Genomic DNA, 13,173 nt, shown 5'->3' on the forward strand with positions numbered 1-13,173 from the left:
CAAACGAGCAGGCAGAAACAAAAAAGTGCGGGGAGGCCCCCACACTTCACAGTGCAGTACCGAATTGCTCAGGGATCATAACCCGGCGCACCGGCCCGTTCAAGCTGCGGCCCGGCAGTCACTTGCGTGTGGCGGGGGTGATCAGCACCCCGAGCTGGCGACCCGGGTCGCCGCCGCGGTGCGAGAACAGCGCCGCTGGAGCGCAACGGGTGCACCAGGCACTGGTCGCCACCTCCCTGACCCCGAGGCGTCGGCAGCGGTCCGCGATCAGCGCCCGGAGATCAACCCGCGTCGGCAGCTGAACGGTCGAGCCCGTCAACTGGGCGTAGACGTCCGGGCTGACTTCGTAACACGCGCCGCAGATGGACGGACCGAGGTGCACCCGCAGCGCGCCGGGCGCGAGGCCCTGGCCCGCGAACCAGGCAATGGCCTGCTCGGTGATGCCGGCCACCGTCCCCCGCCACCCGGAATGGAGCAGCGCCCCCGCCCCGCTCGGGTGCCCGATGAAGACCGGCACGCAGTCGGCCACCGTCACGGCCGCCGCCACGCCGCGATGGAGCCAGGCATGCCCGTCCGCCGCCGGTGCGCGCAGCCAGCCCTCCCAGCCGCTCCCGTGCGCGACGATCCGGTCCCCATGCACCTGGGCCGCGGTCGCGAACTGCGGGGCCCCGAGCGCGGCGACTGCGCCGACGAGGGCGTGCCAGCGTCCCAGCACCGCCGAGACCGGCTCCTCGGCGTGAGTGCCGTAGCTTCCGGCGGCGCGCGCGGTGGTGAACGCCGTCATCCCCCACTCCTCGAAGTCGGGGATGACGAGGCGTTCGGGGAGGGTCACTCCTCGATGCGCGTGATCCGCGCGCCAAGGGCGTTCAGGCGCTCGTCGATGCGCTCGTAGCCGCGCTCGATCTGGCCCACGTTCATGATCGTGCTCGTGCCCGTGGCGCAGAGCGCGGCCAGCAGCATGGCCATGCCGGCCCGGATGTCGGGACTTTCCACGTTGCCGGCGCGCAGCGGCGACGGCCCCGAGACGAGGGCCCGGTGCGGGTCGCAGAGCACGATGCGCGCGCCCATCGAGATCAGCTTGTCGACGAAGAACATGCGCGACTCGAACATCTTCTCGTGCATGAGGATCATGCCGTCACACTGCGTCGCCGTGACGATCGCGATCGACATCACGTCGGCCGGGAATGCCGGCCACGGCTGGTCCTCGAGCTTCGGGACGTGTCCGCCGAGGTCGTCGCGGATGCGGCGGGACTGCTCGGCCGGCACGATGAGGTCGCGCCCGTCGATCCGGCAGCTGATCCCGAGCCGCTCGAAGCCGAGCAGGATCGAGCGCAGGTGTTCCACGCCGGCGTCCGCGATGCGCAGCTCGGAGCGGGTCACGGCGGCGAGCCCGATGAAGCTGCCGACCTCGATGTGATCGGGTCCGATGCGATGGGTGCAGCCGTGCAGGCGCTCCACGCCGTGCACCGTGAGCGTGTTGGTGCCGATGCCCTCGATCTGCGCGCCCATCCCCACCAGGAAGTGGGCCAGGTCCTGCACGTGCGGCTCGCTGGCGGCGTTGCGGAAGATCGTGGTGCCCTTCGCGAGTGCGGCGGCGCACATCGCGTTCTCGGTGCCGGTGACGCTGGGCTCGTCGAGGAAGATGTCGCGGCCGCGCAGCTCGCGTGCACGCAGCTCGAACTGCTCGCCGGCCGTGAAGGTCGCGCCGAGCTGTTCGAACGCGAAGAAGTGGGTGTCGAGCCGGCGCCGGCCGATGACGTCGCCACCCGGCGGCGGGAGCGTGACACTGCCGCAGCGCGCGAGCAGCGGACCGGCGAGCAGGATCGACGCGCGGATCTTCTCGCAGAGCACCGGGTCGAGGGTGGCCGGATGGATGTCCCGGGCGCGGATCTTCAGCGTGTTGGGGCCTGTCCACTCCGCCTCGGCACCGACCGAGCGCAGCAGGAGCACGAGCGTCTCGATGTCGCGGATGTGCGGCACGTTCTCGAGGATCACCTCGTCCTCGGTCAACAGCGCCGCGGCGACGATCGGCAATGCCGCGTTCTTGTTGCCGGCGGGGGTGATGGTTCCCGACAGTTGATGTCCGCCTTCCACGACATACCGCAATCCTGCCATGCATACGCTCCCGAACGGGGGGTCAGTGAAGGGCGTGAAGGTGCCGGACTCATGGCGGCAGGTCAAGCCACAGGGGTGCGCCGCACCTCCGCCGGCGGGTAGTTTCCTGCATGATGATGATCCCATTCCTCGCGCTGGTGGCCGACACCCTCCTGGTGCGGCCCGTCGACGTCCCGACTCCGTGGTACAGCGTCGCGAGCGGGGTCCTGAGCATCGTCGTGACGCTCCTGCTGCTCGGGATCGCAGTGGCCTTGCTGGGCATGGCCCGGGCGCTGAAAGGAGCGGAATCGCGGCTGGGTGGCAGCATGAAGGGGCTCACCGACGAAGTGCTGCCCCTGGTGCGCAACCTGAACCAGATCGCGACGCAGCTGTCGGAGGTCACGACGGAGGCGCGGAAGGACCTGCATCGCCTGTCGGGAACGATCGCCGTCGTGGATGACGCGGTGCGTGATGCCATCGTGGCCGGCGAGTCGCGCCTCGCGCAGATCGGCACTCTGGTGGACGCCGTGCAGGACGAGGCACAGGCAGTCGTGGGGTCGGCGACGGGGATGATGCGTGGCGTGCGCGCCGGTGCCGGCAGCCTCGCTTCGAGCCTGTTCGCGCGCCCGGGGCGCCGCGCGCCGCGCACCGGGCGTGCCACGCGTGACACGGGCGAACGGACCGCGCTCCAGGCCGAGGAGGCCGACATCCTCGCGCGCCTTGCCGCGCTGGAGGCGGCATTCGCCGACCAGGACGACGAGGCCGACGAGGAATCCCGCCGCCTCGATGTCGTGGACGACCGGTCATTTCCGCAACACGGGCGTTACGCCGTCGGCGACGATGGCGAGGAGGACGAGGAGGCTGCGGATGCGAGGGGCGACCTCGCCCCCGAGGACGAGGACGACGACGCACTCGACGAGGAACTGGACGAGGACGAGGCCATCGACGACTTCGACGAGGACGACGACGAGGACGACGAGGACGACGAGGACTTTGACGACGAGGACGACGAGGACGAGGACGAAGAGGACGACGACGAAGAGGATGACGAGGACGAGGATGACGCCGGGGACCGGGGCGAGGCGCGTGAGCGCGCGCGCGACACCGGCGGACGGCGCGAGCCTGACGCCCCGCGCAGCGGCGGGCCCCGATTGCGCCGGGATTCCGGCGCGTGACCTGGCGCACTGCCCGACGGCACGTCGTGCGGGGAGGCGGGCTCCTGGCACTCACCCTGCTCTGGCTCGCGCTCACGCCGACCGACCTGCTCGCCTGGACACCTGGCACGCACATCCACCTCGGCGAGGCCGTGCTGCGGTCGCTCGCCCTGCTGCCGGCCGGCACCGCAGCGCTGCTGCGCACCTTCCCGCAGGACTTCCTCTACGGCAGCATCGCCGCCGACACGTCGATGGCGAAGAAGTACGCGCCGGCCGGACGGCACTGCCACTCGTGGGCCGTCGGGTTCGAGATCTATGAACGTGCCGGTGACGAGGCGCTGCGTGCCTTCGCGCTTGGCTACCTCTCGCACCTGGCCGCCGACGTGGTGGCGCACAACTTCTTCGTGCCGCGGCAGCTGACCGTCACCAGCAGCACGTCGGCGCTGGGGCACAGCTACTGGGAGAGCCGGTTCGAGACGCACCTCGGCGACGCCGCGGCGCGCCGCGCACGCGACGTGATCCTGCTCGACCACTCCCGCGCGGATGCCCACCTCGATGACATCCTGAGCCCGACGATCTTCAGCACCAGCACCAACCGCCGGCTGTTCCGCGGCATGGTGCACGTGACGGACAGCGAGAGCTGGCAGCGCATCTACCGCATCATGGCGGAGAACAGCCGCTGGGGGCTGACGCGCCCCGAGGTCGAGGTCCACCTGGTCCGGTCATTCGACTACGTGATGGACCTGCTCGACCGGCTCGATCGCTCGGAGTCGTACCAGTTCGACCCCAGCGGTGATGAGGCCTTGCGGCTGGCCAAGCGCCTGCGTCGGGTGTCGATGCGGCGCGGCGGTGACCCGTTCGTGCGTGAAGAGGCCGAGCGTCACTTCGGCCTCCCGGCCAGTGCCCTGCGCCACGCGACGCAGCTCGAGCTCCCGCTCTACCCCGCGGCGCGCGACGACAGCAACTGATTCACCAGCTTCGGGTCGGCCCGGCCCTGCGACTTCTTCATCACCAGGCCGACCAGCAACCCCTGCAGCTTCTTCTCGCCCGCCGCGAACCGCGCGGCCTCGGCGGGGTGCTCCGCCAGCACCTCGTCCACCCAGCCGGCCAGCGCGTTGTCATCCCGCACCTGAACCAGCCCTTCGCGCTCGGCGATGGCGCGCGGCGAGTCACCCGACGACAGCAGCATCCCGTAGATCTTCTTGGCGGCGCTGCTGCCGACCACCCCGTCCCGCACCAGGTCGAGGAGTGCGCCGAGCCGGGCCGGCGTGACCGGCACGGCATCCCACGCCGTCGCGGTGTCGTTCAGCGTCGCGCGCACCTCCCCGTTCACCCAGTTGGCGACCGCCTTCGCATCGGGGTGCACCGCGAGCACCGACTCGAAGTACGGTCCCGTGGCGGGATCGGCGGTGAGCTCCTGCACGTCATAGTCCGAGAGCTTCATCGCGGCGTACCGTGCACGCCGTGCCGCGGGCAGCTCCGGCAGCGACGCGCGCACGCGCTCCAGTTCCGCGGCCGTGATCACGAGCGGCGGGAGGTCGGGTTCCGGGAAGTAGCGATAGTCGCTGGACCCCTCCTTGCTGCGCGCAGGCCGGATCTCCTGGTTGGCGCCATCCCAGAGCAACGTCTGCTGTTGCACCGTGCCGCCCGCGGCCAGCACGCCGCACTGCCGGCGGAACTCGGCGGCCAGCGCGCGCTCGACGCCGGAGAACGAGTTCATGTTCTTCACCTCGCACTTCGTGCCGAGCGTCACCTGGCCGAACGGGCGCGCGCTGACGTTGGCATCCACGCGGAGGCTGCCCTCCTCCATGTTGCAGTCGCTGACATCGAGGTAGAGCAGGATCTGCTTCAGCGTGCGCAGGTAGGCACCCGCCTCCTCCGGTGAGCGCATGTCGGGCTCACTCACGATCTCGACCAGCGGCGTGCCGCTCCGGTTGAGGTCCACGGCGGTGGCGCGATCGTAGCGATCGTGGATGGACTTTCCCGCATCCTCCTCCATGTGGGCCCGCGTGACGCCGATCACGCGCGGCGCGCCATCCACCACGAGTCCGATGTCGAGGTGGCCGTGCTCAGCGATGGGCCGGTCGTGCTGGGAGATCTGGTAGCCCTTCGGTAGGTCGGGATAGAAGTAGTTCTTCCGTGCGAAGATGGATCGGTCGTTGATCGTGAAGCCGAGGCCGAGGCCCACGCGGAGCGCGAGCTCCACGGCGCGGGCGTTGAGCACCGGGAGGGCCCCGGGCAGGGCCAGGCACACCGGGCAGGTGTTCGCATTCGGGGGTGCGCCGAAGTTCGTCGAGCAGCCGCAGAACGCCTTGCTGGCGGTCTTGAGCTGCACGTGGACCTCGAGGCCGACGACCATCTCGAAGCCGGCGGTCACGTCCGCGGCGGTGGCGGTGCTCATGACAATGCCTCCGATCCCAGGGCCTTCTCGAGCGCATAGGCCGCACGGAACATGTCGGCCTCGCGGAAGTGTGCGGCGAGCAGCTGGCCCCCCACCGGCATGCCGTCCACCAGGCCGATCGGCTGCGACATGGCCGGCACGCCCGCGAGGTTCGCGGTCGCGGTGAAGATGTCGCTCAGGTACATCTCGAGCGGGTCGCTCTTGGTGCCGAACTCGAAGGCCGGTGACGGCGCCGTCGGCGTGAACAGCACGTGTACCCCGCTGGCGAAGACCGCTGCGAAGTCCTGGGCGATCTTCTCCCGCACGAGCATGGCCTTGCGGTAGTAGGCATCGTAGTGCCCCTGCGAGAGCACGTAGGTGCCGAGGATGATCCGGCGCGTGACTTCCGGGCCGAAACCGCCCGAGCGCGTGCGCTCGTACATGCCGCGCAGGTCCTCCGCCGCCGCGCGTGGTCCGTAGCGCACGCCATCGAACCGGGCGAGGTTGGACGAGGCCTCGGCCGGGGCGAGGATGTAGTACACCGGGATCGCGAGGTCAGTGTGCGGCAGCGAGACCGGGCGCACCTCGGCGCCGAGCTCGCGGAGGATGCCGATCGCGCGGTGGCAGCGTGCGCGGATCCGCTCGTCGAGTGTGACCGGGAAGTACTCGGTCGGCACACCCACGACGAGACCGGCCAGCGGCCGTGCCGCCTCCGCCCGGTAGTCATCGACGGGCGTCTCGACCGACGTGGCGTCCTGGCGATCATGGCCGGCGATGACGGCCAGCCCGAGGGCCGCGTCGTCGACCGTGCGCCCGAAGACGCCGATGTGGTCGAGTGACGAGGCGAATGCCACGAGGCCGAAGCGGCTGACGCGTCCGTACGTCGGCTTCACGCCGACGATGCCGCAGAACGCCGCAGGCTGGCGCACGGAGCCGCCGGTTTCCGAGCCGTACGAGATGCGGCAGATCCCCGCCGCCACGGCCGCGGCCGATCCGCCGCTGGAGCCGCCGGGCACGCGGGCGTGATCGAGCGGATTGAGGGTCGGGCCATAGGCCGAGTTCTCGGTGGAGGATCCCATCGCGAATTCGTCCATGTTCGACTTGCCGATGATCACCGCGCCGGCGGCCCGCAGCTTCGACACCGCAGTGGCTTCGTACGGACTCACCCACCCCTCGAGGATCCGCGATCCGCAGCTGGTGGTGAGGGTGGTGGTCGCGATGTTGTCCTTGACCACCACCGGCACGCCCTGCAGGGCGCCGGCCGGTGCGGCGGCGGCCGCCGCGGCCACGTCCGCCGCCGTGGCGAGCGAGACGAAGGCGTTCAGCCTGGCGCCGGCGTTCGCGCGGGCCAGTGCGGTGACGGCATCCGGTGCGTCGTCCGGCGCGCTCACTCGTCGCCCTCCGAGGCACCGAGCTGGCTGTGCGTGCTGAGCCGCGGCACGAGCAGGAAGCCGTCGCGGGGGGCCGGGGCGAAGGACGCGAGGGGTCGCACCAGCGGCACCGGCCCGACGGCATCGTCACGACGCGGCATCGCGGCACGTGTCTCCTCGCCGACCGACGACACGTCCACCGTCTCGAGGACGGCCATGTGCCCGAGGATCCCGTTCAGCTCGCGGACGAGGCCCGGGACCTTGTCAGCGGGCAGCGACAGTCGCGCCAGCGCCGCGACGTGGAGGACATCTGCGTCAGATACGGCCACTATTCGTGCTCCGGTTCGAGATTCGCCTGTGCCACCACGAGCGTCTTGCGCCCGATCTCCTCGTCATCGAAATCGATGCGCACCTTCATGTCGCGCCCCGCGCCGGTGACCTCGGCCACCGTGCCGACGCCGAACTTGCGATGCCGGACCCGTGCGCCCGGCAGCACCTGCACCGCCTCGGCCTGCGCGTCGTCGAAGGCGGTGGGGCGGGCGGTATAGCGGGTGGCGGAGGCCGTGACGGTGCCGAAGGCGGCATCGGCGATCGGCGCCGGCTTCGGTTCGCGCGGCGTCCACCGTCCGGCGGCGCCGCCACTGCTGCTGCGGCCCCAGCCGCCGGCCTCGCCCCCCGCGCTGCCGTAGGCGCTGCGGCCCTGGCTGCGCGCACGCGGCGTGACGGCCGTCTCCATCAGGGCCTGCGGCAACGCCTCGAGGAAGCTCGAGGGCCGCGAGACCATCAGCTCGCCGTTGCGCCGGCGCGACTCGGCGTGCGAGAGCACGAGCGCCGACTCGGCGCGGGTGATGCCGACGTAGAACAGCCGTCGCTCCTCCTCGAGCATCGACGGGTTGTCGTAGGCCCGCGCCAGCGGGAAGAGGCCGTCCTCGAGGCCAGTGAGGTAGATCACCGGATACTCGAGTCCCTTGGCGTTGTGCAGCGTCATCATCGTGATCGCATCCGCCGTGGGGTCGAGCGCATCGGCGCCCGCCACCAGCATGGCCTTCTGCAGGAACCGGTCGAGCGGCGTCAGGCCCACCTCGCCATCCTCGTCGGCGAGGGCCTCGGCGGCACCGCTCACCAGCTCGCGCACGTTCTCGATGCGGTCGAGGCCCTCCTGCCCTTCCGCGCGCAGCAGGTCGATGTAGCCGATGCGGGCCACCAGCGCCTCGAGCACCTCGTTCACCGCCGACTCGGTGGCCATCTCGCGGAGCGCGCCGAGCAGCGACGCGAACTCCGCCAGCGCGGAGCGGGCGGCGGTCCGCAGGCCCTCGAGCAGCGTGGGCGTGCCCGCGGCCTTCAGTAGCGGGATCCCGGCGGCGGCCGCCTGTGCGGCGAGCAGCTCGATGGTGGTGTCACCGAGGCCGCGGCGCGGCACGCTGATGGCGCGCCGGAACGCCTCGTCGTCGGCGGGATTCGCGATGAGCTTGAGGTACGCCATCAGGTCGCGGATCTCGCGCCGGTCGTAGAAGCGCACCGCACCGATGAGGCGGTACGGCCAGCCGCGCCGCCGCATCGCATCCTCGAAGGCACGGCTCTGCGAGTTCGTGCGGTAGAGGATCGCGACCTGGCGGAGGTCGGCGGTGCGCCGGCTGCGGCGATCCGCGATGTCGTCGGCGATGTACTCCGCCTCGTCCCGCTCGTCGAGGCAGCGCACGCGGCGCGGCAGCACGCCCGACGGCCGCGTGGCGCGCAGCGTCTTGCCGCGCCGCTCCGTGTTCGGCGCAATGGCCACGTTGGCCAGCGCGAGGATCTCCGGCGTGGACCGGTAGTTCTCCTCGAGCCGCACCACCGTGGCGGAGGCGAACTCGCGCTCGAAGTCCAGGATGTTGCGGATGTCGGCGCCACGCCAGCCGTAGATCGACTGGTCGTCGTCGCCCACCACCATCACGTTCCCCGCGCTGCCGGCGAGCAGCGAGATCAGCTTGTACTGCGCCTTGTTCGTGTCCTGGTACTCGTCGACGAGGATGAACCGGAACCGCTCGCGGTACGCATCGAGGATGCCCGGGTTCTCCTCGAGGAGCTGCACCGGCAGGGTGAGCAGGTCATCGAAGCCGACGGCGTTCTGCGCGCGCAGCGTGTCGTCGTAGCGCGGATAGACCTTCGCCACCACCTGCGACAGCGGGTCGCGCGCGAGCCGCGCGTACTCCGCCGGTGCCACCAGCGCGTTCTTCGCGTCCGAGACCTGCCCGAGGATGGCCTTGGGTGCCCACTCCTTGGTGGAGATCCGCAGGCCCTCCATCAGCCGCTTCACCACGCCGAGGGCGTCATCCTCGTCGTAGATCGTGAACTGCGACGTGCGCCCCACCCGGTCGGCGTCACGCCGCAGGAGGCGGGCGCCGATGGCGTGGAAGGTGCCGACCCACATCCCCTGCGGGGTGCCGCCGATCAGCCGGCCGATGCGGTCGCGCATCTCGCCGGCGGCCTTGTTGGTGAACGTGACCGCGAGGATCCGGTGTGGCGGGACGTGCTCGGCCTCGATGAGGCGCGCGATGCGGGTCGTCAGCACGCGTGTCTTCCCGGACCCTGCGCCGGCCAGCACGAGCAGCGGCCCGTGCGTGTGCATCACCGCGTCGTACTGGGCTCGGTTCAGGCCGGTGAGCGGCGAATCGGTGGGTTCGGTCATCGCTCCAACATAATCTCGAAGGTCGCCCCCCGATCCGTCGGCAGGAGCGTGAGGCGGCCGCCGTGGTTGTCCATGATGATACGGCGCGCGAGTGCGAGCCCGATGCCCCACCCGCGCGGCTTGGTGGTGAAGCCGGCCTTGAAGATCTCGGTGCGCAGTTCACGCGGCACGCCGGGACCGTCGTCCGCGACGAGCACCCGGGCCCCACCCTCCGGCAGCGGCTCCACGGCCAGGTCCACGCGCCCGCCACGACCCGCGAGGGCGTCGATCGCATTGCGGACGAGGGACTCGAGTGCCCACTCCAGCAGCACTGCGTCCCCCTCCACGCGCAGCGGGTCATCGGGCAGCGTGGCACTGATGGCGACCGTGTGCGTGAGCGTGGGGACTCGGGCGCGGAAGTAGGCGGCCACGCGGAAGACGATCTCACGCACGTCCACCGCGTCGCGCTGCGCCGGCCGGCCGATGCGCTCGAACCGGTGCGCCACCCGCTCGAGGCGGTCGAGATCCCCGCGCATGTGCCCGACCGCGGTCTGCATCGTGGTGTCGCTGTCGCCCTTGCGCTCGTCGAGCAGCTCGACCCAGCCGGCCAGCGCCGTGAGCGGCGTCCCGAGCTGGTGCGCCGCCTCGCGGGCCATGCCGGCGAAGACGCGCTCGCGCTCGGCACGCCCGCGCGTGACGATGGCGTAGGTCCCGGCGAGCAGGAACAACCCCAGTGTCACGACCGTGATGATCGGGACCACGCGCAGCCCCTCGACCAGCGGCGTGTCGCCGAAGTGCACCGTGCCCACGCCCGGCTGGCTGATCGGCACGTTCGCGCGGTCGAGCACGCGCACGTACTCGCGCACCCTCGGCGACTCGACGGCGGCCTCGAACGGCAGGTTCACGGTGGCCGTCGGCGCACCATCGGCGTTCGTGACGATGACGGGCACACCGGCCTGCCGGATGTAGCGCGAGAGGTCGAGGAGCGCGGCGGTGCCGTCGTCACCTTCCTGGCTCAGCGCCTGGTAGACGCGCGCGTACATCTGGCTCGAACGGGCCGCCTCGCGCCGCAGGTCGGTGACCACCCGCTGCGTGTACACCAGCCACCACACCAGCAGCGCGACGACGCCGATGGCCAGGAAGAGCACCGGCGCCACGCGCCGCGCGCCCATCAGCCCAGCCGTGCGGTGCCCAGATACGGCTGCAGCGCCGCCGGGATGGCGATGCTGCCGTCCGGCTGCTGCCCGTGCTCGAGCAGCGCCGCGATGATGCGCGGCAGGGCCAGCCCCGACCCGTTGAGCGTGTGCACGAAGCGCGGCTTCTCGCCGGCAGCCGGGCGGTACCGGATGTTCATGCGCCGCGCCTGGAAGTCGCCGAAGTTCGAGCAGCTCGAGACCTCGAGCCACTTCGCCACGCCGGGGGCCCAGACCTCGAGGTCATACGTCTTGCGGCTCGAGAAGCCGGTGTCGCCGGCGGCCAGCAGCAGCACGCGGTACGGCAGCTCCAGCTTGCGCAGGATCGCCTCGGCGTGACCCGTGAGCAGCTCGAGCTGCTCGTCCGAGGACTCGGGCGTGGAGTAGCGCACCATCTCGACCTTGTCGAACTCGTGCACGCGCAGGAGCCCGCGCGTGTCCTTGCCGGCGGCCCCCGCCTCCTTGCGGAAGCACGCGCTGTAGGCCGTGAGCGCGCGCGGGAGATCGGCGACGTCGACCAGCTCGTCGCGGTAGAGGTTCGTGACCGGCACCTCGGCGGTGGGGATGAGGAACATCTCCTCACCGTGCACCTCGTACATGTCGTCCTCGAACTTCGGCAGCTGCCCGGTACCCGTCATCGACGCCCGGTTCACGACCAGCGGCACCCACGTCTCCTCGTAGCCATGCTCCGTGGTGTGGGTGTCGAGCATGAGGTTGATCAGCGAGCGCACCAGCCGTGCGCCGGCACCGCGGTACACGATGAAGCCCGAGCCGCTGATCTTCGCGCCGCGCGCGAGGTCGAGCAACCCCAGCTCGCCGGCGACGTCCCAGTGCGGCCGCACCGTCGCGTCCTCACGCGGCGTGCCCCACGTGCGCACCACCGCGTTGTGCGTCTCGTCGCCATCGGGCACCGACTCGTGCGGGATGTTCGGCAGCTCCAGCATCAGGCCCGAGATCGTGCTCTCGGTGGCGGTCAGGTCGGCCTCGAGCCGCGCGATCTCGGCGCCGAGCCGCCGGCTCTCGTCCATCTCCGCCTCGGCGTCCTCGCCGGCGCGCTTGCGGCGCGCCACCTCCTGCGTGATGACGTTGCGCGCCTGCTTGCGCTCCTCGACGGCGTTGATCGTCGCGCGCCGCTCCTTCTCGAGCCCGTCGAGGCGGTCGAGGATGGGGCCGAGGACATCGAGCGAGCCGCGACGGGCGAACCCGTCGCGCAGCAGGGACATCTGCTCGCGGACCAGCCGGAGATCGTGCATGGCTCAGAAGGTCGGGACGCCGGTCGCGAACGACCGGAAGTTGCAGCTGGGCTGGATGGTCGAGCGGACGTGCAGCACGCGGGTGGTGGTGTTCACGCTGTCGACGACGAGTTTCGCGAACAGCAGGGTGCCACCGGTGCCCTGGTTCAGGCAGAAGTCCGAGTTGCTGCGCACGAAGACGAGCTGGCCCTGCGAGACGACGACGGCGGTGTCCACGGTGTACCCGGTCTCCGGGGCACGGTCGGCCTGGGCGTAGGCGCCCGACGAGGCCTGCAACGCCACCCGCGGCGGCGTGACGACGGTCCCGGGCGGCGGGACGGCGATCGTCCGGGCGGGATAGACGGTGATCCGGCCGGCGGCGTCGACATCGAAGCCGAGGTCGAACGTGGCGCCGACGGAGTCCAGCCGGTACCGCGTGAACTGGCCGATGCGCCAGAGTGCCCGGGCGGTGGGCGGGGTCCCGGTCAGCGCCGAGATCGCGAAGCTGTCGGTGACGGTCTGGAAGGGCGCCTTGACGGCGAAGGGATCCCCGCAGGCGGCGGCGACGGTGGCGCACAGCGTCAGCGCCAGGAACAGCGTCGCGCGGGAGAGGCGGGGCATGCAGGGTTGGATGCGGGGTGACACGGCAGGGTGCGAAGGGTAGAATACCGGCTCGGGCGAGGCTGTTCAAGCGATTGCGGCGCCGATAGTTGGACCAATTCCTCCTTCCCTACACCATCCCGATGGCAAGTATCCGTGATCTGGTGGATGCCGTGCGGCGCCGCGATGGCGTCGAGGCGGCGATCGTCCTGGGGCGCGACGGCCTCCTCGTCGATGGTGACACCGTCTCGTACCTGGACGGCGAACAGGTCGCTGCGCACTCGCCGGCGGTGTTCTCGGCCGCCGACGCGTTGGGCAAGGCGGCGCGTGCCGGCCAGCTCCAGACCGCCGTGCTCGAGTTCCCCGGCACCATCGCCATCATCTCGGCGATGAGCGAGGACGCCCTGCTGGTCGTGCTCGCCCGCCCCACGGCGGCCCTGCCGATCCTCCTCGGTGACCTGCGCCGGCTGCGCCAGCACATCGCCTCGCTGGCCTGATACCTC

The 13,173-nt window shown here is 70.9% G+C and carries 12 protein-coding genes; 3 read left to right on the forward strand and 9 right to left on the reverse strand.

What is annotated here, in order from left to right:
- Positions 1–118: 118 nt before the first annotated feature.
- A complete protein-coding gene (locus tag IT355_19660; GenBank protein MCC7055498.1) occupies positions 119–832 on the reverse strand; it encodes a polyphenol oxidase family protein in 714 nt (237 codons plus the stop codon).
- Positions 829–2,115: a UDP-N-acetylglucosamine 1-carboxyvinyltransferase gene (gene murA, locus IT355_19665; GenBank protein ID MCC7055499.1), complete on the reverse strand. Its 1,287-nt coding sequence runs from the start codon at positions 2,113–2,115 to the stop codon at positions 829–831. Before murA ends, IT355_19660 begins: the two co-directional genes overlap by 4 nt.
- A 110-nt stretch (positions 2,116–2,225) precedes the next feature.
- Between murA and IT355_19670 the strand changes: the two genes are divergently transcribed.
- The gene (locus IT355_19670; protein MCC7055500.1) at positions 2,226–3,269 is read left to right on the forward strand and encodes a hypothetical protein; all 1,044 of its coding nucleotides are present in this window, start codon (positions 2,226–2,228) and stop codon (positions 3,267–3,269) included.
- Positions 3,266–4,216, forward strand: coding sequence for a zinc dependent phospholipase C family protein (locus tag IT355_19675; GenBank protein ID MCC7055501.1), 951 nt, complete (start codon positions 3,266–3,268; stop codon positions 4,214–4,216). The genes IT355_19670 and IT355_19675 overlap by 4 nt, the downstream gene beginning before the upstream one ends.
- Here IT355_19675 and gatB read toward each other — a convergent pair.
- The 7 genes from gatB to IT355_19710 are packed head-to-tail and all read right to left on the reverse strand — an operon-like array spanning position 4,186 to position 12,691.
- Positions 4,186–5,625: an Asp-tRNA(Asn)/Glu-tRNA(Gln) amidotransferase subunit GatB gene (gene gatB / locus IT355_19680; GenBank protein MCC7055502.1), complete on the reverse strand. Its 1,440-nt coding sequence runs from the start codon at positions 5,623–5,625 to the stop codon at positions 4,186–4,188. The two genes, IT355_19675 and gatB, sit on opposite strands and share 31 nt — an antisense overlap.
- Before the next feature lie 20 nt (positions 5,626–5,645).
- The gene (gene gatA / locus IT355_19685) at positions 5,646–7,019 is read right to left on the reverse strand and encodes an Asp-tRNA(Asn)/Glu-tRNA(Gln) amidotransferase subunit GatA (protein MCC7055503.1); all 1,374 of its coding nucleotides are present in this window, start codon (positions 7,017–7,019) and stop codon (positions 5,646–5,648) included.
- Positions 7,016–7,327, reverse strand: coding sequence for an aspartyl/glutamyl-tRNA amidotransferase subunit C (locus IT355_19690; protein ID MCC7055504.1), 312 nt, complete (start codon positions 7,325–7,327; stop codon positions 7,016–7,018). The genes gatA and IT355_19690 overlap by 4 nt, the downstream gene beginning before the upstream one ends.
- Positions 7,327–9,666, reverse strand: a complete 2,340-nt coding sequence (locus IT355_19695; GenBank protein ID MCC7055505.1) for a UvrD-helicase domain-containing protein — start codon at positions 9,664–9,666, stop codon at positions 7,327–7,329. Before IT355_19695 ends, IT355_19690 begins: the two co-directional genes overlap by 1 nt.
- Positions 9,663–10,817, reverse strand: coding sequence for a HAMP domain-containing histidine kinase (locus IT355_19700; protein ID MCC7055506.1), 1,155 nt, complete (start codon positions 10,815–10,817; stop codon positions 9,663–9,665). The genes IT355_19695 and IT355_19700 overlap by 4 nt, the downstream gene beginning before the upstream one ends.
- Positions 10,817–12,091, reverse strand: a complete 1,275-nt coding sequence (serS, locus tag IT355_19705; protein ID MCC7055507.1) for a serine--tRNA ligase — start codon at positions 12,089–12,091, stop codon at positions 10,817–10,819. The genes IT355_19700 and serS overlap by 1 nt, the downstream gene beginning before the upstream one ends.
- Positions 12,092–12,094: 3 nt before the next feature.
- Positions 12,095–12,691 carry a hypothetical protein gene (locus tag IT355_19710; GenBank protein ID MCC7055508.1) on the reverse strand — a complete coding sequence of 199 codons (597 nt, stop codon included), beginning with the start codon at positions 12,689–12,691 and terminating at the stop codon, positions 12,095–12,097.
- Positions 12,692–12,813: 122 nt separating this feature from the next.
- On the opposite strand from IT355_19710, the gene IT355_19715 reads away from it, so the two are divergent.
- The gene (locus tag IT355_19715) at positions 12,814–13,167 is read left to right on the forward strand and encodes a roadblock/LC7 domain-containing protein (GenBank protein MCC7055509.1); all 354 of its coding nucleotides are present in this window, start codon (positions 12,814–12,816) and stop codon (positions 13,165–13,167) included.
- The last annotated feature ends 6 nt before the right edge of the window (positions 13,168–13,173 follow it).

Source organism: Gemmatimonadaceae bacterium (assembly GCA_020851035.1).
GTDB lineage: Bacteria > Gemmatimonadota > Gemmatimonadetes > Gemmatimonadales > Gemmatimonadaceae > JACMLX01.